This window comes from Deinococcus aquiradiocola (assembly GCF_014646915.1).
Lineage (GTDB): Bacteria > Deinococcota > Deinococci > Deinococcales > Deinococcaceae > Deinococcus > Deinococcus aquiradiocola.
Map to the genome: position 1 here is coordinate 36,338 of NZ_BMOE01000008.1, position 21,990 is coordinate 58,327.

Sequence of the window (21,990 nt, forward strand, 5' to 3'; positions counted from 1 at the left end):
TCATTCTGGAACTGCCATACCGGAAAGCCTCACTCGCCTGCACGCAGCAGAGCGGAAACGCCGAACACGGCGCGAGGAAGGGCGGAAGGAAAGCTGGACGGTCCAGGCCCGAACACACACGTGTCAGGCCGATGTACGCTCCAGCTTATCACCAGCACCACGGGACATTGAGGGCCGAGGTCTAGCACACCCCCACCCCGCCCTCACAGCGGCTGCGTCACCCCCGACCCGCTGGCCCGCATGATGCCCGGCAGGTCCCCCGCTGCCAGCTCACCCGCGCTCAGCGGCACGCTCCGCATGGACGCCAGCCGCAACCCGCGCGCCTGACACACCACCGTCACCGCCTCCCACACGGCCTCCAGCTCCGACAACGGCACGCTCCCCCCATCCTCACGCACCACCAGGCCCACCGTCATCCACGCCGCAGGAACGTCCGTCATGCCCTCATCTTGCGTCCGCCAGATGAAGCTCCCGTTCAGACGCGCCGGACACGGCCGGGCCACGAGACACGCCTCCCCGCCGGGTGCGTCACGAAACGACCGACCGACCGGAATCCGTGTGAAAGACTGCCCGTATGCCGCGCAGCCTGACGCCCCCCTTCTTCGCCGCCCTCGAAGACTCACGCCGCATCCTGATCGCAGGCATGGGCGGCGGCTTCGACGTGTTCTGCGGGCTGCCGCTGTACTTCGCGCTGCGGGCCGAGGGTCGGGACGTCACGCTCGCCAACCTGTCCTTCAGCACCTTCTCGCCACTGACGCCGCGCCCACTGGCACCCGCCCTGATCGAGGTCACGCCCCGCACGCCCGTCCGGCCAGGCGAGTACTTCCCCGAAGCGTACCTGTCCCGCTGGCTCGCCATGCAGGGCGAACCCTCCAGCGTGTACGCCACCGAAAAGACCGGCGTGCAACCGGCACTCGCCGCCTACCGCGCCCTGACCGATCACCTGCACATCGACACCGTCATCCTGATCGACGGCGGCACCGACGCCCTCATGCGCGGCGACGAGCCCGACCTGGGCACCCCCCACGAGGACGCGGTCAGCCTGTGCGCCGTGAACGAACTGACCGGCCTGCGGCGCTTCATGGTCAGCCTGGGCTTCGGCATCGACAGCTTCCACGGCGTCAGCCACTGGAACGTGCTGGAAGCCACCGCCGAACTGGCACGCGCCGGAGCGTACCTGGGATCGTTCAGCCTGACGCCCGAACTGCCGCCCGTGCAGCAGTACCGCGACGCCTGCGAAGCCGTGTTCGGGCAGATGCCGCGCCACACCAGCATCGTGAACAGCAGCATCCTGAGCGCCATCCACGGCCAGTACGGCGACCACCACGCCAGCGAACGCACGCACGGCTCGCCGCTGTGGATCAACCCGCTCATGGCGCAGTACTGGTGCTACGAACTGACGGCCGTGGCCCGCCGCCTCCAGTACCGCGAAGCGCTGATGGACACCGTCACCATGACCGACGTGGACCGCGTGATCGGCGCGCACCGCGCATCGGTCGCGGTCCGGCCCCGCCACACCCTGCCGATCTAAAGATGGGCGGGAAGCTCTTCGCCTCCCGCCCACGTCCCGTACGGACTGCTCTCAGATGTCTTCGCTGCCCGAGTCCATGCGGACGATCTGCGGCTGGAACTGGCCGAGCACCTCGACGAGGTCTGACTGTGCGGCCAGCACGTCCTGCACGCGCTTGTACGCCTGTGGGGCCTCGTCGATGCCGCCGCCCAGCAGGGTCACGCCGCGCTGTGCGAGGTACGCCTTCCATTCGGCGCGCGGGATGGTCTTCTCGGCGGCCTTGCGGCCCAGCTGGCGGCCCGCGCCGTGCGACGCGCTGTGCAGGGCGTCCGGCACGCCCCGGCCGCGCACGAGGTACGCGGGGTCGGCCATGCTGCCGGGAATGAGGCCCAGCTGGCCTTCGGCGGCGGGCGTGGCGCCCTTGCGGTGCACGATGAGTTCCTGCCCGTCCACGACCTGCTTCCAGGCGAGGTTGTGGCTGTTGCTGACCGTGAGGGTGGGCGTCTCGCCGAGCGCGCGGGCGACGCGCGCGTGAATCTGCTCGTGGTTCGCCAGGGCGTACTGTCCGGCGAGCGTCATGGCGGTCCAGTAGTCCTGCCCTTCCTGCTGGCGGGTGTCGAGCCACGCGAGTTTGCGGGCGGCCGGGTCGAGGTGCGGGTGGAGGTGCTCGGCGAGGCGCGTGAAGTGCCCGGCGACCTGCGCGCCGAAGCCGCGCGAGCCGCTGTGCGTCAGGAACGCGAGGTACTCGCCTGCGGGGAGGTCCAGGCCGCCGTGCGTGAGGGTGAACGTCCCGAATTCCGCGAAGTGGTTGCCGCTGCCGGACGTGCCGAGCTGCGTGACGGCCTTGTCGAACAGGTGACGCAGGAGCGGCTGGGCGTTCCAGGCGGGGTCGTCGAGGACGTCGTGGTGGAGCCGGTCGCGTTTCTCCCAGCCGACGCCCGCGCCGAAGCGCGTGTGGCGGTGCAGGAGTTCCGTGCCGCTGCGCGCGTCGAGGCTTGCGGCGGGCAGCGCGTACACGCTCAGGCGCATGCTGCATCCGATGTCCACGCCCACCCCGTACGGGATGACGGCGTGCTGGGTGGCGAGCACCCCGCCGATGGGCAGGCCGTACCCGAGGTGCGCGTCGGGCATGAGCGCCCCGGCGCGGCTGATGGGGAGGCGCATGGCGGTGTTCATCTGCGCGAACGCGCCGTCGTCGATCAGGTGGGCGCCCCATACGCGGTACGGGAGGGGCTGGGCGCGCAGGGCGTCGTGCGCGTGCAGGGCGTCCTGCTCGGCCCGTGCCTGCAGGCTGGCGGCGAGCGTGGCGTACACGCCGGTCAGGTGCTGCGCGGGGCTGGCGTGCACGGCGCGCAGTTCGTTCAGGATGTCGTCGCGCGCCGCGCCCGCGTCCTCGCGCACGCTGGCGGCCGCGAGGGCCAGGCCGATGTCGGCGCCCGTGAATCCGAGTTTGGTGATGTGCTTCCCGTTCATGGTGGTCCCGCTCCTCCGTCCGCTGCTCGTGCGTCACGGCAGGCAGACCCGTCCAGTGTGACGCGCGGCGCGGGCGGGCGCATGCGCGTCCTGACGGGGGAGGGGTAGGCCGTGTGGCGCATCCCCGCACCCTGTCGGGCGAGGGGATGCGATTCAGGCGAGGGCGGCGGCGTCTTCCAGGGCCGCGTAGCGTCCGCCCTGCCTGCGCAGCACGTCCGGGTGGCCTTCCTCGACGACCACGCCGCCCTCCAGCACCACCACGCGGTCCGCGCTGCGCGCGAGCGACAGGCGGTGCGTCACGATGAGCGCCGTCCGGCCGCGCATGAGGCGTTCGAGGGCCTCCACGATGCTCGCCTCGGATTCCGCGTCGACGGCGCTCGTCGGTTCGTCCAGCAGCAGCACGGCCGGGCGGGCCAGCAGCACGCGCGCGATCGCGAGGCGCTGCCGCTGCCCGCCCGACAGTTTCACGCCGCGCTCGCCGACCATCGTCTCCAGGCCCTGCGGGAGGGCCTGCACGAATTCCAGGGCGCTCGCCACGCGCAGCGCGTCCGTCACCTCCTGCGGCGTCGCGTCGGGTCGGGCGTAGCGGACGTTCTCCAGCACCGTGTCGTGGAACAGGAAGGTGTCCTGCTGCATGACGGTCGCCGCGCGCCGCAGGCTCGGCAGGGTCAGGGTGCGCACGTCGTGCCCGTCGAGCAGCACCCGGCCCGACTGCGGGTCGTACGTGCGCGTCAGCAGGCCGATCAAGGTGCTCTTGCCCGCCCCGGACCGTCCGAGGACCGCGACGCGCTCGCCCGCCCGGACGCGCAGGTTCAGGCCCCGCAGGACCGGCTGGGCCGCGTCGTACCCGAACGTGACGTTCTCGAACAGCAGGTCGCCGCGCGCCGGGGCGGGCAGCGGCAGCGCGTCCGGCGCCTGCACCACGCTCACGGGCGCGTCCAGCACCTGAAAGATGCGCCGCCCGCTCGCCTCGGCACGCTGCAGCAGGTCGTTGATGTTCACGAGGTCGTCGATCGGGCCGTAGAAGTACCGCCCGTACCCCCGGTACGCGAGCAGCCCGCCGAGCGTGAACTGCCCCGCCACGATCAGGGCCGCGCCGCCCCCCAGCATCAGGATGTTCCCGAAGTTCGACACGAACCGCACGACCGGGAATGTCCGGTTGCGGATGGTGACGGCCTTCACGCCCTCGTCGTACAGTTGCTGCCCGATCTCCTCGACGCGCCGCGCCTCGGCTGCCTCGCGCGCGAAGCCCTGCACGACCCGGATGCCGCCCAGCCGGTCCGTGACGAGCGCCGACAGGTCCCCCAGGCGCCGCCGCGCCGCGCGGTACGCGGGCCGCACGGACGCGTTGTACCGCGTGAGCAGCAGGCCGACCGCCAGCATGGGCAGCGTCACGATCACGCCCAGCAGCGGCTGCAGCGCGACGAAGATCCCGATCACGCCCACCAGCCGCAGCGCGTTGCCGAGCACGGCGTCCGTGCCGCGCAGCAGCACGTCCTGAATGCCGTCCACGTCCGCCGTCACGCGCGACAGCAGGTCCCCCGTCCGCTGCGACTCGAAGTAACTCGCGGACTGCCCGGCCAGCGTGTCGTACAGCCGCAGGCGCAGGTCCAGCGTCAGCTGCTGCCCGGCGCGTTCCAGCAGCACGCCCCGCCACGCGCTCAGCACCTGCTGCACCGCGAACACCGCCACCAGCAGCGCCAGCTGCCACCCGATGAACGTCCAGTCGGCCGTGAACGTGTCGCCCCGCCGCGTCAGGCCGTGGTCGATCACGCGGCCCCACACGAGCGGCGGGTACAGTTCCGCCGCGACGCTCAGCACCAGGAAGCACAGGCCGAGCAGCACCGCCCGCCGGTACGGGACGAGCAGGCCGTACAGTCGCCGCGTGACCGACGGGCCTTCCGGCAGGGGGGTGGGCGCAGTCATGCGCGGAGGCTAACGCAGCCGGGCGGGCGGGAAGGGGGCGGATCTTACCGGGCTGCCCTGCCTGACCGGGGGGCCGCCCCGTCACGTCACTATGGCCCGGCCGTGCCGACCCTAGACTGTCCGCATGACCTCGCCGGACGCTGCCCCCGCCCCTCACATTCACCTGCCGGACGGCACCTGCTGCGCGCCCGGTGCGGGTGGAAGCACGCCCAGACGCTTCGCGCACCTGCACCAGCACACGCAGTACAGCCTGCTGGACGGCGCCGCGAAACTGAAGGACCTGCTGAAGTGGGCGAAGGAAGTGACGCCCGAGGGGACCACCCCGGCGCTCGCCATGACGGACCACGGCAACATGCACGGTGCGGTGCACTTCTACAACTACGCGCAGAGCATGGAGGTCAAACCCATCCTGGGGTACGAGGCGTACGTCGTGCCGGGCGAAGGCACGCGCCGCGACCGCAAGCCCGGCGTGACCGGCGAGAAAGGCATCTTTCACCTGACGCTCCTCGCCCGTGACTTCGAGGGCTACCAGAACCTCTGCCGCCTCAGCAGCCGCGGGTACACCGAGGGGTACTACTACAAGCCGCGCATCGACCACGAACTGCTGCGAGAGCACCACAAGGGCGTCATCGCCTTCTCCGGCTGCCTGGGCAGCGAGGTGCAGCAGCTGCTGATGCAGGGCCGCGAAGCGGAAGCGAAGCAGCGGCTCCTGTGGTACCGGGACCTGTTCGGCGAGAACTACTACATCGAGATTCAGGATCACGGGCTGCCCGAACAGAAGAAGAACAACCCCATCCTGAAGGCGTGGGCGCAGGAACTCGGCATCGGGATGGTCGCCACCAACGACGGGCACTACGTCAAGAAGAGCGACGCGACCGCGCACGAGACGCTGCTCGCCATCCAGACGAAGGCCGTCATGGCCGACGAGAACCGCTTCAAGTTCCCCTGCGACGAGTTCTACGTCAAGGACCTCCAGGAGATGCACCGCGCCCTGCCGCCCAGCGAGTGGGGCGAGGAACTGTTCGACAACACCGCGAACATCGCCGACCTCTGCAACGTGACCCTCCCGGTCGGCAAGAAACGCGTGTACCAGATGCCCGCCCTGCCCATCCCCGAGGGGCGCAGCATGGCCGAGGAACTGCGCGTGCAGACGTACGCGGGCAGCATGAAACGCTACCCGAACCACATCACCGAATCGCTGCTGCGCGAGTACGCCGCGCGCAGCCTGGAGGCCCTGGAGCGCGGCCCGCGCGAACGCGTCCAGGCCCGCGTGCCGGGCTGTGACGCGCACACCTGCGACGTGGAGACGCTCCTCACGCTGATCGCCTTCATGGGCAGCGAGTGGGAAGCGGGCGGCAAGGCGGCCGGCGAGAAGTACACGAAGTACCCGGCGCTGGAAACCATGGAGGCCGGCGCGGAACGCGGCGAACTGCCGGACTACGCCTGCCGCGACTGGCAGCGCAGCCGGGGCGAGTCGAGCGACACCGCCATCCGGCCCGAAGGGGGCAGCGCCGACGAGGCGACGTGCCTCGCGCACCACACGCACGCGCTGGTGCTGCTGCGCCGCGCCGAGTACGAACTGAGCGTCATCAACAACATGGGTTTCCCCGACTACTTCCTGATCGTCGCGGACTACATCAACTGGGCGAAGGATCAGGGCATCAGCGTCGGGCCGGGACGCGGGTCCGGCGCGGGCAGCCTCGTCGCGTACGCGATCCGCATCACGAACCTCGACCCGCTGGAGTTCGAGCTGCTGTTCGAGCGCTTCCTGAACCCCGACCGCATCAGCATGCCGGACTTCGACATCGACTTCAACGACGCCCGGCGCATGGAAGTCATCGAGTACGTGCGCCAGAAGTACGGCGACGACCGCGTCGCCATGATCGCCACGTTCGGAACGATGGCCAGCAAGGCCTGCCTGAAGGACGTGGCCCGCGTCATGGGCCTGGAGTACGCCAAGGTCGACAAGGTCAGCAAGCTCATCCCCATCAAGTTCGGCAAGAGCTACAGCCTGGAGCAGGCGCGCGAGAGCGTGCCCGACATCGCCCAGATGCTCGAAGACGATCAGCAGCTCTTGGAAGCGTACGAGTTCGCGCAGAAGCTCGAAGGGCTCACCCGGCACGCCAGCGTCCACGCGGCAGGCGTCGTGATCGGCCGCGACGTGCTCACGGACCTCGTGCCGATCATGCGCGACACCAGCGGCGAAGGCATCGTCTGCCAGTACGACATGAAAGCCGTCGAGGACATCGGCCTCATCAAGATGGACTTCCTCGGGCTGCGCACCCTGTCGTTCCTCGACGAGGCCCGCAAGATCATGCGCGACTCGCAGCACCTCGACATCGACTTCGACACCATCCCCTTCGCGGAGGAGGGCGAAACGCCGGACCGCGCCGCGAGCGTCACCCGCACCTTCGAACTCATGAGCCGCGGCGATACCAAGGGCGTCTTCCAGCTGGAAGGCGCGGGCATCGCCGACGCCAGCCGCCGCCTCAAACCGCGCCGCCTGGCCGACATCATCGCGCTCAGCGCCCTGTACCGCCCCGGCCCGATGGAGAACATCCCCACCTACGTCAAACGCCACCACGGGCAGGAGCAGGTGGACTACGTCCGCGACGGCTTCCCCAACAGCGCCCGGCACCTCGAAAAGATCCTCAAGGAAACGTACGGCATTCCCGTCTACCAAGAGCAGATCATGCAGATCGCGTCCGAAGTGGCGGGCTTCAGTCTCGGCGGCGCCGACCTGCTCCGCCGCGCCATGGGCAAGAAGGACGCCGAGGAGATGAAACGTCAGCGCCAGATCTTCGTGAAAGGCGCGGGCGAGAACGACGTGCCCGGCGAGGAGGCCAACAAGCTCTTCGACCTGCTGGACGCGTTCGCCAACTACGGCTTCAACAAGTCGCACTCGGCGGCCTACGGCGTGATCACCTACCAGACCGCGTGGCTGAAAGCCAACTACCCGGTGGAATTCATGGCGGCCCTCCTGACCGTCGAACGCCGCGACAGCGACAAGGTCGCCGAGTACGCCAGCGACGCCCGCAAGATGGGCGTCAACGTCCTCCCGCCCGACATCAACAAATCCGCCCCCGACTTCCGCGTGGAAGGCAAGGACATCTACTTCGGCCTGTACGCCATCAAGGGCCTCGGCGAGGGCGCCGTCCTCAAGATCCTCGAAGAACGCCAGAAGGCCGGGAATTTCAAATCCCTCGCGGACTTCTGCTCCCGCCTCGGCAACAAGGTCTGCAACCGCAAAGCGATGGAAAGCCTCATCAAGAGCGGCGCCTTCGACGCCTTCGGCGAACGCCGCCAGCTGCTCGACAGCCTCGAAGAAGCCATCACCTGGGCACAGGGTGCGGCCAGCATGCTGAGCAGCGGCATGGACTCCCTGTTCGGCATGGAAGAGACCGCCCCCGAACCGAAACTGAAGACGGGCGTCGAACCGCTCGGCGAACTCGAAAAACTCAAGCTGGAAAAAGAAGCGCTCGGCCTGTACATCAGCGGCCACCCGCTGGAGCAGCACGAGGGGCTGCGCGAAGCGGCCAGCACCCGCATCAGTGGCCTCGACGACTGGTACCTCAGCCAGAACGTCGCGCCCGGTAAACGCATCAAGGCCGTGCTGGCAGGCATGATCGAAGGCGTCGTCAAGAAACCCACCAAGTCCGGCGGCATGATGGCCCGCTTCAACCTCGCTGACGAGAGCGGCACCATCGAGCTCGTCGCCTTCAGCCGCTCCTACGACCGCATTCAGGAACGCCTCGTCAACGACACGCCCGCCCTCGTCATCGTGGAACTGGAAAGCGAGGACGGCGGCCTGCGCGCCATCGCCGAGGAACTCGTCACCATCGACGGTCTCGCCGACGTGCCCAAGGTCATGTACGTCAACATCGACCTCGACAACGCCAGCACCGACGCCCTCGCCGAATTCCAGAGCGAACTCGACCACCAGCGCGGCAACATGCCCACGTACTTCCGCTTCCGGCACGGCGAGCACTTCGTGCTGTACCAGCTGGACGGCAACTTCGGCAGCCCCGACGTGATCCGCTTCGTGAACGACACCTTCGGCTGGGCCGACGCGTACCTCGCCTACGATCAGGCCACCATCCTCAGCAAATTCGCCCCCAAACCCCCCGCGTGGCAGCAGCGGCAGCAGGCCGCCAAAGGCATGCAGGCATGAGCGGGCGGGACGGTCTGACGTCACAGCGTCCCTGACGGTGTGGCGTGCGTGCTGGGCGTTCCTGCAGGTTCGGTGAACGCTGCGGTGTGTGCCTGTGGGGGGCGGCACGTATGCTGTCGTCGTGCCCAAGCGTCCGCCGCCCGTCACGCCCGAGGGGTTTCTCGCCACGCAGGACCTGCGGGAGCGCGGGTGGACGACGCGCCTGATCCGGGAGTTCCTGGGCGAGCATGACGCGGAGCGCCCGAACGGCCTGAAGATGGGGCGTCGGCGCCTGCCGCCCGTGAAGCTGTACCGGGAGGAGCGTGTGTCGGACGCCGAGCGGGAGGAGGCGTTCCTGGTGGCGCAGGGGCGGGCGATGGAGGCGCGCGAGCGGGCGGAGCGGGCGGGCCGGACGCGGCGCGCGAACCGCGAGCGGGCGCTGTCGGCACTGGTGGAGGAGTGGGTGCCGTCCGTGCAGGCGCTTCCCGTCCGTCGTGGTGCGGTGCGGCTGGCCCGCGCGCCGTACGCGCGGGATGTGGTGCGCGAGGTGGCGCGGGTGGGCGCGTCGGCGGGCCGTCTGAGTGCGCCGGAGGAGCGGTTCGTGCGGCGTGCGCTGGCGTTCCGGCTGGATGCGGCGCTCGCGTCGGCGTACGCGTGGTTTCCGGTGCCGAAACAGCCGGACGGGGACCGGGTGACGGTCCGCGCGCGCGATGACGGGTGGGAGGACTGACGAGTTCTGCCCGCGTCTGCGGGGCGTGTCGGGGTGGGGGTCAGGGGAGGCGGCGGAAGAATTCGGCGTGGCGCACGCCGACGCTCCTGCCGCCGAACAGGGCGCGCATGCCGGAGCCGTTGCCGCCGTTCTGGGTGACGTGCTGCGCGAGGGCGCGTTCCTTGGTGTCCATCACGCGCGTGATGTCTGTGGCCGTGTCGGGGCGGCGCGTCTGGAACAGGTACACGGCTGGCCGGTCCGGTCCGGGCGTGCGCCAGGCCGTGAGGACGGCGCGGGCGGTGCCCTGGTGGTCGGCGTGCAGGTACGGCAGGGACGGGAGGTCCGGGTCGAACAGCAGGACGGCGCCGGGCTGCACGTCTCGCAGGATGGCCTGCACGGCGGGCAAAAAGCGCGGGTCGCGGGCCGCACCCCGGTCGGGGAGGTGCAGGAAGTGCACGCGGGCGTACCCGTTGATGCGCGCGGCGGCCAGCTGTTCGCGCTGGCGGGTGCCGGGCAGGTCGGGCGTGCGGGTGCGGTTGGGGCCGTTCTCGCCGCTGGTGGCGACGACGACGTGCACGTGCGCGCCCGCGTCCGCCAGTCGGCGCAGGGTGCCGCCCACGTACCATTCGAGGTCGTCGGGGTGGCCGACGATCACGAGGACGGTGCGTTGCCGCAGCAGGTCCGCTCCGGCCTGCAGGGCCTGCGGGCCGGGCACGGTGAGGGCCGGGCGGAACGTGACCGTGAGTGCCGTCAGGGCCAGGGCCGTGCCGAGCAGCCAGCTGAGCGTGCGGCGGCGGCGTGCGGGCGAGAGGCGCATGGCTTGATGCTAGAGCACCGGTCATCGACACGTCGTGTGAGTCGATGACCGGGCGGAGCGAGGGAGTGCCTCGCTGGAGCGGGTGGAAGTGGAAGGCTTGAAGAACAGAGCTTCCACCTTGCAACGGACGAACGTTCCAGAGCACACGTGACGGGAGCGGGGCGGCGAGGGCCACACCGGCCCTGCCGCCCCGCCCGTGCCTGCGTTCAGCTGAGGGGCGTGCCGCCCGTGCTGCCGAACAGGCCGCCGGTGCTGTAGCTGGATTCGCTGCTGGCGAGGAACACGTACAGCGGCGCGATCTCGGCGGGCTGGCCGGGACGGCCGAGCGGCGTGTCGCTGCCGAAGGTCTGCACCTTGTCCTGCGGCTGACCGCCGCTCGGCTGGAGGGGCGTCCAGAACGGGCCGGGCGCGACGGCGTTCACGCGCACGCCGTGCGGCGCGACCTGCTGCGCGAGCGCTTCCGTGAATGCCACGATGGCGGCCTTGGTGGACGCGTAGTCGAGGAGGTTCTTGGAGGGTTTGCGCGCCTGGATGCTGCTGGTGTTGATGATGCTCGCGCCGGGCTTCAGGTGGGGCATGGCGGCCTTCGTGATCCAGAACATGGCGTACACGTTCGTTCTGAAGGTCAGGTCGAACTGCTCGGTCGTGAGGTCCGCGATGTTCTCCTGGAACTGCTGTTTCCCGGCGTTGTTCACGAGGATGTCGAGGCCTCCGAGTTCCTTCACGGCCTGCTCGACGAGTTGCGTGCAGAACGTTTCGCTGGTGATGTCGCCGGGCAGGGCGACGGCCTTGCGTCCGGCGGCGCGGATGAGCGTCACGACTTCCTGCGCGTCGCTCTCCTCGGCGGGCAGGTAGTTGATGGCGACGTCCGCGCCCTCGCGGGCGAAGGCGATGGCGGCCGCCCGCCCGATGCCGCTGTCGCCGCCCGTGATGAGCGCTTTCCGGCCCGCGAGGCGTCCGGTCCCCTGGTAGCTGTGCTCGCCGTGGTCGGGGACGGGCGTCATGGCGTTCACGCTGCCGGGCGCGTCCTGCGGCTGGCGGGGGAAGGGCGGCTGCGGGTACTGTGTGGTGGGGTCGGGATTCGTCATGCTGGAACCTGCCTGTGTGTGGAGAGGCGCGGTGCTCGGGCCGTGGGGAACGGTCCCGTGCACCCTGTGGCGGACGAGTCATTGTGTGGACCGGTGCGCCTGCCGGGCGTGAACTGCCCGTGAAGCGCGCTTGGCCGAATGTTGGCGAAACGTGTCGGTGGCCCGCCCGGCCCCGGTCCGGCACGGCAAAGGCCCACCGCGCCGGGGGGCGGGTGGGCCTGGGAGCCTTCACGGGCAGGCCGGTCCTGTGACCGGCGGCACGCACTGCGGGTCAGCTGCGCGCGCCGAAGTCCTGCACCCAGTACGTGCCGTACGAGCCGCCCGTGCCGACGCCCACGCCGAGTTCCTTGAAGCTGGCGTTCATGATGTTCGCGCAGTGGCCGGGGCTGGCGAGCCATCCGGCGACCACGGCGTCCGGGGTGGGCTGGCCGGCGGCGATGTTCTCGCCGATGGTGCGGTACCCGGTGTACCCGGCGTTGCGGATGCGGACGTCGAAGGTGCGGCCGTCCTGGCTGGTGTGGCTGAAGTAGTTTTTGGCAGCCATGTCGGTCGCGTGGCCGCGCGCGGCGGTGGCGAGGCTGGCGTTCCAGCTGAGGGCGGGCGCGGCGGGGTAGCTGGTGGTGCCGCAGGTGCGGGCCTGCGCGCGCGCCTGGTTGGTGAGGTCGAGGACGCGCTGCTCGGTGGCGCTGATGCCGCTGCCCGTGCCGGGCGTGGGGGCGGGCGCCGGGGTGGGCGTGGGTGCGGGGGTGCTGGCGGCGGCGACCGCGACGGGGAAGTCGAGGAACGCGGCCGGGTTGCTGCTCAGCGCGGCGCGGACGGTGGTGCTGCCTGCCGCGACCGCCGTGACGAGGCCCGACGACGTGACGGTCGCGACGCCCGCGTTGCCGGTCGTCCACGTCAGCTGTCCGGGCTGCGCGGGGGCGCCGTTCACGGTCACGGTGATCTGGCGGGTCTGCCCGGCCTGCAGGGCGATGCTGCTTCCCACCGCCTGAGACGCGAGCGGGGCGGCGCTGCCGGTGCTGGGGGCTGTCGTGACGGGCGTGCTGCCCGTGCCGGTGGTGGTCTGTCCGCACGCGGCGAGCAGGGCGGTCAGGGCGGCCAGCATCATAAAGGTCGGCTTCATCGTGCCTTCAGGGTGTCTCATCCGGCCTGAGCGCACATGAGTCCCGCCTGAGAAGACTCATGAGGCCCCCTGCCGGGCGTGGTGGGCGGCAGGGGAGGAGAAGCCTCCACGCGCCACGCCCGCCCGCCCGGCCAGATGATGACGCCGTGAGCCGACCCGGCCGCCCGCCCGTCCGGCAGGACGTGCTACACGCCGTTTAACGCCATCCCCCTCCCGCGCTGCTCAGCGGGCCGTCCACCCGAGGTCCAGGTCCAGCACCGCGCCCGTCATGCCCCACGCGCCCCGCCCGACCACGTAGCTCACGAGGCCCGCCACGTCGTCCGCCTCCAGCAGCCGCTTGATGGCGGCACTCTCCAGCATCACGCGCTCCTCCACCTCCTGCACGCTGATCCCGCGCGTCCGCGCCTGATCCTGCATCTGCCGCTCCACCAGCGGCGTCCGCACGTACGCCGGGCACACGGCGTTCACGGTGACGCCCACCTCCGCGCCCTCCAGCGCCGCCGTGCGCGTCAGGCCGATCAGGCCGTGCTTCGCGCTCACGTACGCCGCCTTGAACGGGCTCGCGACGCGTGCATGAATGCTCGCCACGTTCACCACACGCCCCTGCCCGCTGCGCGACAGGTACGGCCACGCGTGCTTGATGAGCAGGAACGGCGCGGTCAGCATCACGTGCAGCATCGCGTCCCAGGTGTCCTCCGGGAAGCTCGCGATCGCCTCGATGTGCTGAAACCCGGCGTTGTTCACCAGCACGTCCAGCCCGCCCAGCGCTTCCGCCGCCCGTGCCACCGCCGCGACCGTCTGCGCGCGGTCACTCAGGTCGGCGGGCACGAACGCCAGCCCGTGCCGCTCCGCGACGGCCCGCGCTTCCGGCCGGTCGAGGTCCAGCACCGCCACACGCAGCCCGTCCGCCTGCAGCCGCCGCGCGCACGCCAGCCCGATGCCGCTCGTCCCGCCCGTCACGAGAGCCGTCCGGGTCTCGGCCGCCTGTTCCGCCAGGTGTGTTGCCGTCATGTCCCGACTGTACTCCGCCCGGGTGGTCCCGGCGCGGAGTGTGCCGTCCGGCTGACCTGCGCGTGCATCGGTGGCGGGCCGCCTTACTTCACTTCAGCAGGCGGCGCAGCGGGCGGCGCAGCACCTCCAGGCCCGCCCCGAACACCAGGTGCGACCCGCTCTCCCACGCGACCGCCGCGCGCGGCAGCTGCCACGGCCAGCGCTGGAAGCCTGTGGCCGGCACGGCGCTCCCGTGCGTCAGCGCGTACATCACCGCGCCCGCCGGGACGCCCAGCCCGCGCGTCACGACCGGCGCACGCTCGGCCGCCGCGCCGTACGCTGCGCCCAGCACGGCGCCCAGCGCGTAGTGCACCACCTGCTGGTACGCCAGCTTGCGCTCGCGGTCCAGGTGCGTGTCCGCGAACTGCTCGGCCGCCGCCTCGATCATCACGGCGGGCGGCATGTTGTCCAGGTGTCCGGTCGGGTCGGCGCCCACCAGCTTCTTCTGCGCGGGCGTGGGCGGCCAGATGCCTTCCGTGATCTCCTGCAGGGGCGGTTCGGCCTTCGATTTCAGGTACGCGGCGGCCAGTCCGGCGGCGGCGCCCGCCAGCGCGCCCTTCAGCAGATCGGGTTCGGAACGGTTCATGCCGCAGGGTACGGGGCGCGGCCCGCCCGCCGGACGAGACGCACCTTGACGCGACTTGCGCAGACCTTGAGCGCTCCTTCAGGAAGCCGGGCAGGTCATCTGAATCGCTACAGTGAAGGGCATGAGCAGCGCAACGTACCGCCGACTGGGCCGCAGTGGCCTGCACCTCTTCCCGCTCGGGCTCGGCACCATGCAGTTCGGCTGGAGTGCCGACGAGGCCACGTCGCACGGCATCCTCGACCACTACGCCGCGGTCGGCGGGAACTTCATCGACACGGCCGACATCTACACCACCTGGACGCCCGGCAACCCCGGCGGCGTCTCCGAGGAGATCATCGGCCGCTGGATGAAGGCGCGCGGCAACCGCGACGACATCGTCCTCGCCACCAAGGTCCGGGGCGGCATGGGCCAGAACGGCCAGGACGGACGCGGCAGCATCCACCAGCGCGAGGGCCTGTCGCGCCGCTGGATCATCAAGGCCTGCGAGGACAGCCTCCGCCGCCTGCAGACGGACCACATCGACCTGTACCAGGCGCACTGGGTGGACAACCAGACGCCCGTCGAGGAGACGCTCGCCGCCTTCACGGAACTCGTGCGGCGCGGCTACGTGCGCTACATCGGCTGCTCCAACTACAGCGCGTGGCGACTCATGCAGGCCCTCTGGACCAGCGACCGCCGGGGACTGGAGCACTACGTGAGCGTCCAGCCGGAGTACAGCCTGCTGGACCCCACCCGCGCGAACTTCGAGCGGGAACTCATGCCCGTCTGCGTCGAGTACGGCCTGGGCATCATCCCGTGGAGTCCGCTCGGCGGGGGCCTGCTGACCGGCAAGTACCGGCGCGGGCAGGCGCTGCCGGACAGCGTCCGTGCGGGCGAGGCCGCGTCCCGCCTCACCGAGAAGAATGACGCCGTCATCGGGTCGCTCGTGAGCGTCGCGGAACGCCACGCCGCCCGGCCCGCCCAGGTGGCGCTCGCGTGGCTCCTCGCGCAGCCCGCCATGACGGCCCCCATCATCGGCGCGAACAGCACCGCGCAGCTGGACGACCTGCTCGGCACGCTCGACCTGACCCTCACGCCGGACGACCTCGCGGAACTCTCCGGCGCGAGCGACTGGACGCGCGCCCGCACCGAACTCGAACGCTGACCCCGCCGGTCCTGCCGTTCCGTCCCCCACGGGGGAGGGTCAGGCCGGGCCGGTGCCTTCCTGGCCCTTCCGGGTGCGTTTCTGCGCGTACATCCGTTCGTCGCTCAGCCGCAGCAGGCTGCCCGCGTCGTCCGCGTCCTGCGGCCAGCACGCCACGCCCGCACTGAGCGAAGACACGAACCCCAGCGCGCCAAGGTCCCCCTCCAGCCGCGCCACGTCTCCCGCCAGCGCCGTGCCGTCCAGCTGCGCGTCGCTCCACAGCAGCACCGCGAACTCGTCCCCGCCCATGCGGTACACGCGCCCCACCGGCTCGAACTGCGCGCGCAGCAGGCCCGCCACGGCCATGATGAGCGCGTCGCCGGACGCGTGCCCGCCCGAGTCGTTCACGCGCTTCAGGTCGTCCAGGTCCAGCGAGATCACGCCCAGCGTCCGCCCGGACTCCTGCGCTTCCTCCGCGAAGGTCTGCACGTCCGCCTCGAAGGCCCGGCGGTTGTGCAGGCCCGTCAGGGCGTCCGTGAATGCCGCCACCCGCAGCGCCGCCACCTGCCCCTCGGCCAGGGCGCGCGCCGCCTCCAGCTCGGCCGTGCGTGCCGCGAGCAGCGCCTCGTACTGCACGCGCAGCGCCTCCACCTCCCAGCCGACCGCGTCCGCGCCCGTGCCCGGCACGGGCAGCACCGGGCGGTCCTCTGCCAGCAGGGCCGCCTCGTACCGCCCGCTCCCGAACACCTTCAGGGCCGCGTCCGTCAACTCCGGATCGAAGTGCCGTCCACGCTGCCGCGCCAGTTCCGCCAGCGCCTCGGACTTCGCCCACGCGGCCTTGTACGGCCGCCGGTGCACCAGCGCGTCGAACACGTCCGCCAGCGCCACGATGCGGCCCACCAGCGGAATCTCCGTGCCGGTCAGGCCGTGCGGGTAGCCGTTCCCGTCCCAGCGTTCGTGGTGCGTGAGCGCGATCTGCCGCGCCATGTCCAGCACCTCGCTCCGCCCGCCCGACAGCAGCCGCGCTCCGATCGTCGTGTGCCGCTTCATGTCCTCGAACTCCGCGACCGTCAGCTTGCCCGCCTTGAGCAGGACCGCGTCCGGAATGCCGAGCTTGCCCACGTCGTGCAGGCGCGCCGCGACCTGCAGCGTCTCCACGAAGCCCCTCGACAGGCCCAGCGTCTCCGCGATCAACGCCGACCCTACCCCCACGCGCCGCGTGTGCTCGCCGGTCGCGTCGTCCCGGAATTCGGCGGCCATCGCGAGGCGCCCCACGACCTCCATCTGCGCCTGCTCCAGTTCGGCGGTGCGTTCACGCACCTGCGCTTCCGCTTCTGCCTGCAGGCGCTCGGCGTGCTCGCGGCTCTCGCGTTCCGCGCGGGCCTGCGTCTGCGCGCGTTCCACGTCGAACTGCATCATCAGGGTCCGCGTGGTCTTGTCGCGCTCCGCGCTGAACAGGGCGCGCTCCTCGGTGTGGTACGCCTCGAAGTGCTCCAGCGCCAGCGCCAGCTCCCCCTCGCGCTTGTACAGGCGCGAGAGGTGCAGGTGCGCGTCCCGCCGACTGTTCGGCCGGTCCAGCTGCACCGCCAGCCGCAGTGCCTCCAGCAGCTGTTCCGCCGCTGCCGGCGCGTCCCCGCCGTCCACGTTCACGCGGCCCAGGTTCAGTGCCGCGTTCAGTTCCCCTTCCGCGTACTCGAGGCTGCGCGCGAGGTCGCGCGCCTGCGCGAAGTAACGGACGGCGTCGGTCGTGGACCCGAACTTCTCGGAATACCGGCCCAGGTTGATGACCGTGACGATGTGGGTGTGCGCGTTGTTGTGCAGCACCGAGAAGTCCCTGGAGTATTCGAGGATGCCGAGCGACTCCTCCCTGCGCCCCAGGTTGATGAGCGCGTCGCTCTCGTTGACGAGGCAGGCGAGCACCATGTCGGCGTTGTCGATCGTTTCGGCCCGGCTGCGCGCCTCCTGAAAGTACGTGAGGCCGCTTTCCTCGAAGCCGGACTCGCTGTAGTTCCGGCCGATGTTCAGCAGGATGCCCGCCGACAGCCGCTCGTCACCGAGCGTCTCGGACGCGTTCAGGGCCTGCCGCAGGTACTCCATCGCCGCGTCGAACTGGTTCATGCCGGCGCGGATGCCGCCGATGTTGCCGAGGCACACGGCCCGGCCCCGCAGGTCCCCCAGCCGCGTGAAGATCCCCAGGGAGTCCTCCAGGAGGCCGAGGGCCGACTTGTAGTCGCCCTGCAGGTCCATGAGGTACGACAGCAGATTCTTCGACCGGGCTTCCAGCTCGGGCCGTTTCGAGAAGACGGAGAGCGAGATGGCGTCGCCGACACCCGCTTCCGCCTGAAGGTACTCGTCGTTCTCGATGAGGTCCGTGACCCGGTCCAGCAGGCCTTCGATGCAGCGGCCGGGGTCGCTGAAGTAGGCGTTGCTCCCGATGCTGTTCCGTTTCAGGATATTCGAGAGGTCGATCCTCGAAATATTCTGAGCGGCCGACATACGGGGGTTATCGGCCGTAGACGTACTGTCTTATGTCCAGTCGTCCCTTCCCGAGCAGCTCCTTGTACGGTTTGTTGCCCGCGATGTCCTCGATCTCGGCGGTGGTGTGCAGCAGGCGGGCCTTCTGGTACGCGGTGACGATGGTGTTGCGCTGCGCGCCGACCAGCGACAGTTCCAGTGCGAGCGCGCCGCTCACCATGGGGGCGCTCATGCTGGTGCCGCTCCAGGCGGCCATGTTCCAGTCCCCCTGCGCGTTCTTGCCGGGGGCAGGACCGTACACTTCCTCGCCGGGTGCCGTGAGTTCCAGGGCCGCGCCGTAGTTGGAGAAGTCGGATTTCACGTCGGCGCCGTTCACGCTGCCCACGCTGAGCGTGAAGAAACTGCGGTACGCGTCGGCGGCCGGATAGTTGAGGGCCTTGCGGTTGTCGTTGCCTGCGGCGGCCACCACGAGCACGCCTGCCTTACCGGCGCGGTCGATGGCACTCTGGATGGCGGTGGAACGGTCGCTGCTGCCGAGGCTGAGGTTGATGATGTTCGAGCCGCGCGCGACGGCCCAGTCGATGGCCCGCGCGATGCTCAGCACGTCCCCGCCGCCGTCCGGCCCGAGGGCACGCAGCGGCAGGATCGTCGCTTTCGGCGCGACCTGCAGCACGATACCCGCCGTGCTCGTCCCGTGCCCGTAACCGCCCTGCCCGAGCGTGCCGACGTCGGTGGGGTCCGCGTCGTCGTCGTAGAAGTCGTGCCACTCGTTTTTCGGGGCCAGCGCGCCCTCGAAGGCCGGGTGGGCGGGGTCGATGCCGGTGTCGATGACGGCGACCTTCACGCCCGCCCCGAGGGTCGTGGCTGCCGCCTGCGCCGCCTCGAGGTTCACCTGCTTCCAGAGGTTGGTGTTTTCCGGGACGGGCATGTACTGGCCTGTCAGCCAGACCTTGGTCTTGGCGGTGGTCCAGGCCTGCAGGCCGCCCGTCAGCCAGACCTTGGTCTTGGCGCTGATGTGGGCCGTCATGCCGCCGCCGTTGATGGTGTTGGCGTTCTTCTCGACGACGGGGTCGCGCGCGGGGTCGCTGGGCAGCGCCGTGGTTTTGGTGGCGAGCAGCGCGAAGCCGTCCGAGGGCTGGAACGACACGATGCGCGCGTCGTATGCCTGCTGCAGCGATTCGGGCGTGTCGCCCCGTACGGTCCTGACGGTCACGGCGTACGGGTAGCTGGCGGTGGGCACGCCGACCGCCTGACCGTCGGTGTTCAGGACCACCGGAGCCGCGACGGGCGCGGGCTGCGCCGGGACGGTCGGGCCGGTGGGCGTGCCGGTGGTGGGCGTGGCGGTGGGCGTGCCGGACCCACAGCCGACCAGCAGTGCGAGCGTGACGGTGGCGAACAGTGTGCCGACAGTGCGGGGCGTGATATCACGGCCCTGGATGAGGTTCCGGCTCTGAAGTCGTGAACGCTGCTCGTGTCGATGCACCATTTTCTCAGATTGGCGTGCCCCGCACCGTATCGTCAATGCCCCCCCGACCCTGCCCCCAGAGCATGAATTTCCTGATCGGCGACTGACGGAAAATCGATAGACATGGAGCGTGTTCTGCCGCACGATTCTCAGTGAGTCTGGGAGCGGACTTGCTTTTCCGGCCGGGTGTCCCGAAATCCCTCTCAGTGATCGAGCGTGAAGCGGGGCAGCAGCCGGTCCAGCCACGCGGGCAGCCACCAGTTCCAGCGGCCCGCGAGCTTCAGCAGGCCCGGCACCAGCACCAGGCGCACCAGCGTCGCATCGAGCAGCACGGCCACCGCGAGGCCCAGCCCGATGCTCTTGTTCACCACGACCCGCCCCACCACGAACGCGCAGAACACGATGAACATGATTGCGGCCGCACTTGTGATGATGCGCGCCGTCCGCCCCACCGCCAGCACGATCGCCTCGTCGTTGCTCGCACCGCGCAGGTACTCTTCCTGTACACGCGACAGCAGAAAGATCTCGTAATCCATGCTCAGCCCGAACAGCACCGCGAACAGCAGCAGCGGCAGGGAACTGTCGAGCACGCCCACCCCGTCCGGAATGCCGAGCAGGTGCGAACCCACGCCGCGCTGCACCACCAGCACCACCACGCCGTACGCCGCGCCCACCGTGAGGCTGTTCATGACGATGCTCTTGAGCGGAATCACGAGGCTGCGAAAGGCGATCATCAGCAGCACGAAGGTCGCGGCGAACACCACGCCCACCGCGACGGGCGTCGCCCGCGTGAGCGCCCGCGTGAACTCGCGCTCCCCGACGGGCGCGCCGCCCAGCAGGTACGGCAGGCCACTCCGGTCCAGGCTCGCACGCAGGCGCCGCTCGAAGGGATCGATCTGGTCGGCCCGCAGGTACCGGTCCGGGATGACCGTCACGCGCAGCAGGTGCCGGTCGGCACTCACGCTGCGGCGCGTGAGGGTCGCGATCTGCCCGAGCGCGTCCGTGCCGCCCGCGCCGCCCAGGTCACTCGCCTGCACGAACGGCGACAGGACGGCCCGCACGCCCGGCAGGGCCCGCAGGTCCGTCACGACCCGCCGGAACGTGCCGCGCGACTCCGGCCCGTACCGGCGGTCCCCGAGGTTCAGGACGACCTCGAAATTCGAGAGCAGGCCGCCCGCCCCGAGCCGCTGCACGTCCTGCAGCGCGTCACGGGACTCCACGCCGGGCGTCAGACCGAACGCGCCCGCGTATCCGGTCTTCAGCTGCACGGCCGGTGACGCGAGCGTCAGCAGGACGGCCGTGCACGACACGACCGCCACCCACGGGCGCGCCGTGACGCGCCGCGCGAACGCCGTCCACGCGGCACTCGCCCCGGCATTCTGACTCCAGTTCAGGCGCAGCAGGCGCGGACTGTTCACGCGCTCACCCAGCAGCGCGAAGCACGCGGGGAGCGCCGTGACGCTGCTCAGGACCGTCAGCAGCACCACCAGCACCCCCCCGAACCCCATGCTGCGCACGAACGACAGCGGCGGAATGATCAGGGCCGCCATGGCGATGGCGACCGTCAGGCCACTGAACGCCACGCTGCGGCCCGCCGTCATCACCGTGCGTTCCGCCGCGCGCGGCGCGTCCCCGTCCCGCTTCAGCTCCTCCCGGAAGCGGTTCACCATCAGCAGCGCGTAATCGATGCCGGCCCCCAGGCCGAGCAGGGTCACGACACTCTGCGCGAACGTCGACACGGCCGTGAAGGTCGTCAGGCCGTACAGGCCCGCCATGGCGACCGTGATGCTCAGGACGCTCATGGCGAGCGGCAACCCGGTCGCGACGAGCGCCCCGAACACCACCAGCAGCACCACGCCCGTCAGCGGCAGGGCCGTCAGTTCGCTGCGTTTGGTGTCGGACTCCGCGTACCCCGTGAAATCGTCCGCGATGGCCTGCCCGCCCGTCACGTGCACCGTGAAGCCCGCCGGATGCTCCCGCGCCACGTAATTCCGCAGGGACCGCAGCGCCTCGGACGCGCCCTCCCGCAACGGAATCTGCGCGAGCGACAGCGTCTCGCGCCCGTCGTCGCTGGTCACGTGATACGCGCGGATCGCGTCGTACCGCGTGACGCGCGTCACGCCCGGCACGCCCTCCAGCCCCGCCACGAACCGCGCGTAGTCCGCCCGGAAGCGCGGGTCGTTCTCGGGGCGGTCGCTGCGCACCAGCAGCAGCACGGTGTTCGTGTCCCGCTCCCCGAACCGGTCCTTCAGGAGGGCCGTGACGCGCGCACTCTCGGAATCCGTGAGGCTGCCCGGATCGGCACTCAGGCGGGCAGGTGCCCGCGACGCGAACGGAATGCAGGCGAGCACGGCGAGTGCCCACACCAGCAGCACCAGCCAGGGACGACGGGTCACGACGGAAGCGAGAGGGCGCACCCGCGTAGTAGAACAGAAAGCCGCCCCGCCAACTGCGCCGACCCGCCCCGGCCGGACGGCAGGAGGCCGGGTTCCGGA

15 protein-coding genes are annotated in these 21,990 nt (G+C 70.5%); 4 read left to right on the forward strand and 11 right to left on the reverse strand.

Going from position 1 to position 21,990, the window contains the following annotated elements:
• Positions 1 to 203: 203 nt before the first annotated feature.
• Entirely contained in the window at positions 204 to 440 is a 237-nt protein-coding gene (locus IEY33_RS12055) for a hypothetical protein (RefSeq protein WP_188963533.1), read from the reverse strand.
• 134 nt (positions 441 to 574) lie between these two features.
• Between IEY33_RS12055 and IEY33_RS12060 the strand changes: the two genes are divergently transcribed.
• A complete protein-coding gene (locus tag IEY33_RS12060) occupies positions 575 to 1,531 on the forward strand; it encodes a DUF1152 domain-containing protein (RefSeq protein WP_188963534.1) in 957 nt (318 codons plus the stop codon).
• Positions 1,532 to 1,582: 51 nt separating this feature from the next.
• Here IEY33_RS12060 and IEY33_RS12065 read toward each other — a convergent pair whose 3' ends face one another.
• On the reverse strand, positions 1,583 to 2,983 hold the full coding sequence (locus IEY33_RS12065) for an RtcB family protein (RefSeq protein WP_188963535.1): 1,401 nt from the start codon (positions 2,981 to 2,983) through the stop codon (positions 1,583 to 1,585).
• 153 nt (positions 2,984 to 3,136) lie between these two features.
• Complete coding sequence (locus IEY33_RS12070) at positions 3,137 to 4,909, reverse strand: ABC transporter ATP-binding protein (protein WP_188963536.1); 1,773 nt, start codon at positions 4,907 to 4,909, stop codon at positions 3,137 to 3,139.
• 124 nt (positions 4,910 to 5,033) lie between these two features.
• Between IEY33_RS12070 and dnaE the strand changes: the two genes are divergently transcribed.
• Both dnaE and IEY33_RS12080 read left to right on the forward strand, forming a co-directional pair.
• A complete protein-coding gene (dnaE, locus tag IEY33_RS12075) occupies positions 5,034 to 9,080 on the forward strand; it encodes a DNA polymerase III subunit alpha (protein WP_188963537.1) in 4,047 nt (1,348 codons plus the stop codon).
• A gap of 121 nt (positions 9,081 to 9,201) precedes the next feature.
• A complete protein-coding gene (locus IEY33_RS12080; RefSeq protein WP_229670974.1) occupies positions 9,202 to 9,789 on the forward strand; it encodes a hypothetical protein in 588 nt (195 codons plus the stop codon).
• Positions 9,790 to 9,829: 40 nt separating this feature from the next.
• Here IEY33_RS12080 and IEY33_RS12085 read toward each other — a convergent pair whose 3' ends face one another.
• The 5 genes from IEY33_RS12085 to IEY33_RS12105 form a co-directional block, all read right to left on the reverse strand.
• The gene (locus tag IEY33_RS12085) at positions 9,830 to 10,585 is read right to left on the reverse strand and encodes a PIG-L deacetylase family protein (protein ID WP_188963538.1); all 756 of its coding nucleotides are present in this window, start codon (positions 10,583 to 10,585) and stop codon (positions 9,830 to 9,832) included.
• Between the two features lie 206 nt (positions 10,586 to 10,791).
• Entirely contained in the window at positions 10,792 to 11,673 is an 882-nt protein-coding gene (locus IEY33_RS12090) for an SDR family oxidoreductase (protein ID WP_188963539.1), read from the reverse strand.
• 271 nt (positions 11,674 to 11,944) lie between these two features.
• Positions 11,945 to 12,796, reverse strand: a complete 852-nt coding sequence (locus IEY33_RS12095; protein ID WP_188963540.1) for a CAP domain-containing protein — start codon at positions 12,794 to 12,796, stop codon at positions 11,945 to 11,947.
• A gap of 222 nt (positions 12,797 to 13,018) precedes the next feature.
• Positions 13,019 to 13,807, reverse strand: coding sequence for a 3-hydroxybutyrate dehydrogenase (locus IEY33_RS12100; protein ID WP_188963541.1), 789 nt, complete (start codon positions 13,805 to 13,807; stop codon positions 13,019 to 13,021).
• An 88-nt stretch (positions 13,808 to 13,895) separates the two neighbouring features.
• Positions 13,896 to 14,432 carry a DUF1440 domain-containing protein gene (locus IEY33_RS12105; RefSeq protein ID WP_188963542.1) on the reverse strand — a complete coding sequence of 179 codons (537 nt, stop codon included), beginning with the start codon at positions 14,430 to 14,432 and terminating at the stop codon, positions 13,896 to 13,898.
• A 121-nt stretch (positions 14,433 to 14,553) separates the two neighbouring features.
• Between IEY33_RS12105 and IEY33_RS12110 the strand changes: the two genes are divergently transcribed.
• Complete coding sequence (locus IEY33_RS12110; protein ID WP_188963543.1) at positions 14,554 to 15,576, forward strand: aldo/keto reductase; 1,023 nt, start codon at positions 14,554 to 14,556, stop codon at positions 15,574 to 15,576.
• Between the two features lie 39 nt (positions 15,577 to 15,615).
• On the opposite strand, the gene IEY33_RS12115 is transcribed toward IEY33_RS12110, so the two are convergent.
• From IEY33_RS12115 to IEY33_RS12125, 3 genes are all read right to left on the reverse strand, one after another.
• Positions 15,616 to 18,051: an HD domain-containing phosphohydrolase gene (locus IEY33_RS12115; RefSeq protein ID WP_188963544.1), complete on the reverse strand. Its 2,436-nt coding sequence runs from the start codon at positions 18,049 to 18,051 to the stop codon at positions 15,616 to 15,618.
• A gap of 7 nt (positions 18,052 to 18,058) precedes the next feature.
• Positions 18,059 to 19,516 (reverse strand): S8 family serine peptidase, encoded by a 1,458-nt coding sequence (locus tag IEY33_RS12120; RefSeq protein ID WP_229670975.1) that lies wholly within the window; start codon positions 19,514 to 19,516, stop codon positions 18,059 to 18,061.
• 182 nt (positions 19,517 to 19,698) lie between these two features.
• A complete protein-coding gene (locus IEY33_RS12125; protein WP_188963545.1) occupies positions 19,699 to 21,912 on the reverse strand; it encodes an MMPL family transporter in 2,214 nt (737 codons plus the stop codon).
• Positions 21,913 to 21,990 lie beyond the last annotated feature (78 nt).

What these genes read in the sequence shown, in the direction of transcription:
- IEY33_RS12090 (WP_188963539.1), bottom strand. Translation starts at nt 11,673, where the DNA reads ATGACGAATCCCGACCCCACCACACAGTACCCGCAGCCGCCCTTCCCC.
- IEY33_RS12120 (WP_229670975.1), bottom strand. Translation starts at nt 19,516, where the DNA reads ATGGTGCATCGACACGAGCAGCGTTCACGACTTCAGAGCCGGAACCTC.
- IEY33_RS12065 (WP_188963535.1), bottom strand. Translation starts at nt 2,983, where the DNA reads ATGAACGGGAAGCACATCACCAAACTCGGATTCACGGGCGCCGACATC.
- IEY33_RS12085 (WP_188963538.1), bottom strand. Translation starts at nt 10,585, where the DNA reads ATGCGCCTCTCGCCCGCACGCCGCCGCCGCACGCTCAGCTGGCTGCTC.
- IEY33_RS12100 (WP_188963541.1), bottom strand. Translation starts at nt 13,807, where the DNA reads ATGACGGCAACACACCTGGCGGAACAGGCGGCCGAGACCCGGACGGCT.
- IEY33_RS12070 (WP_188963536.1), bottom strand. Translation starts at nt 4,909, where the DNA reads ATGACTGCGCCCACCCCCCTGCCGGAAGGCCCGTCGGTCACGCGGCGA.
- IEY33_RS12115 (WP_188963544.1), bottom strand. Translation starts at nt 18,051, where the DNA reads ATGTCGGCCGCTCAGAATATTTCGAGGATCGACCTCTCGAATATCCTG.
- IEY33_RS12105 (WP_188963542.1), bottom strand. Translation starts at nt 14,432, where the DNA reads ATGAACCGTTCCGAACCCGATCTGCTGAAGGGCGCGCTGGCGGGCGCC.
- IEY33_RS12095 (WP_188963540.1), bottom strand. Translation starts at nt 12,796, where the DNA reads ATGAAGCCGACCTTTATGATGCTGGCCGCCCTGACCGCCCTGCTCGCC.
- IEY33_RS12055 (WP_188963533.1), bottom strand. Translation starts at nt 440, where the DNA reads ATGACGGACGTTCCTGCGGCGTGGATGACGGTGGGCCTGGTGGTGCGT.
- IEY33_RS12110 (WP_188963543.1), top strand. Translation starts at nt 14,554, where the DNA reads ATGAGCAGCGCAACGTACCGCCGACTGGGCCGCAGTGGCCTGCACCTC.
- IEY33_RS12060 (WP_188963534.1), top strand. Translation starts at nt 575, where the DNA reads ATGCCGCGCAGCCTGACGCCCCCCTTCTTCGCCGCCCTCGAAGACTCA.
- dnaE (WP_188963537.1), top strand. Translation starts at nt 5,034, where the DNA reads ATGACCTCGCCGGACGCTGCCCCCGCCCCTCACATTCACCTGCCGGAC.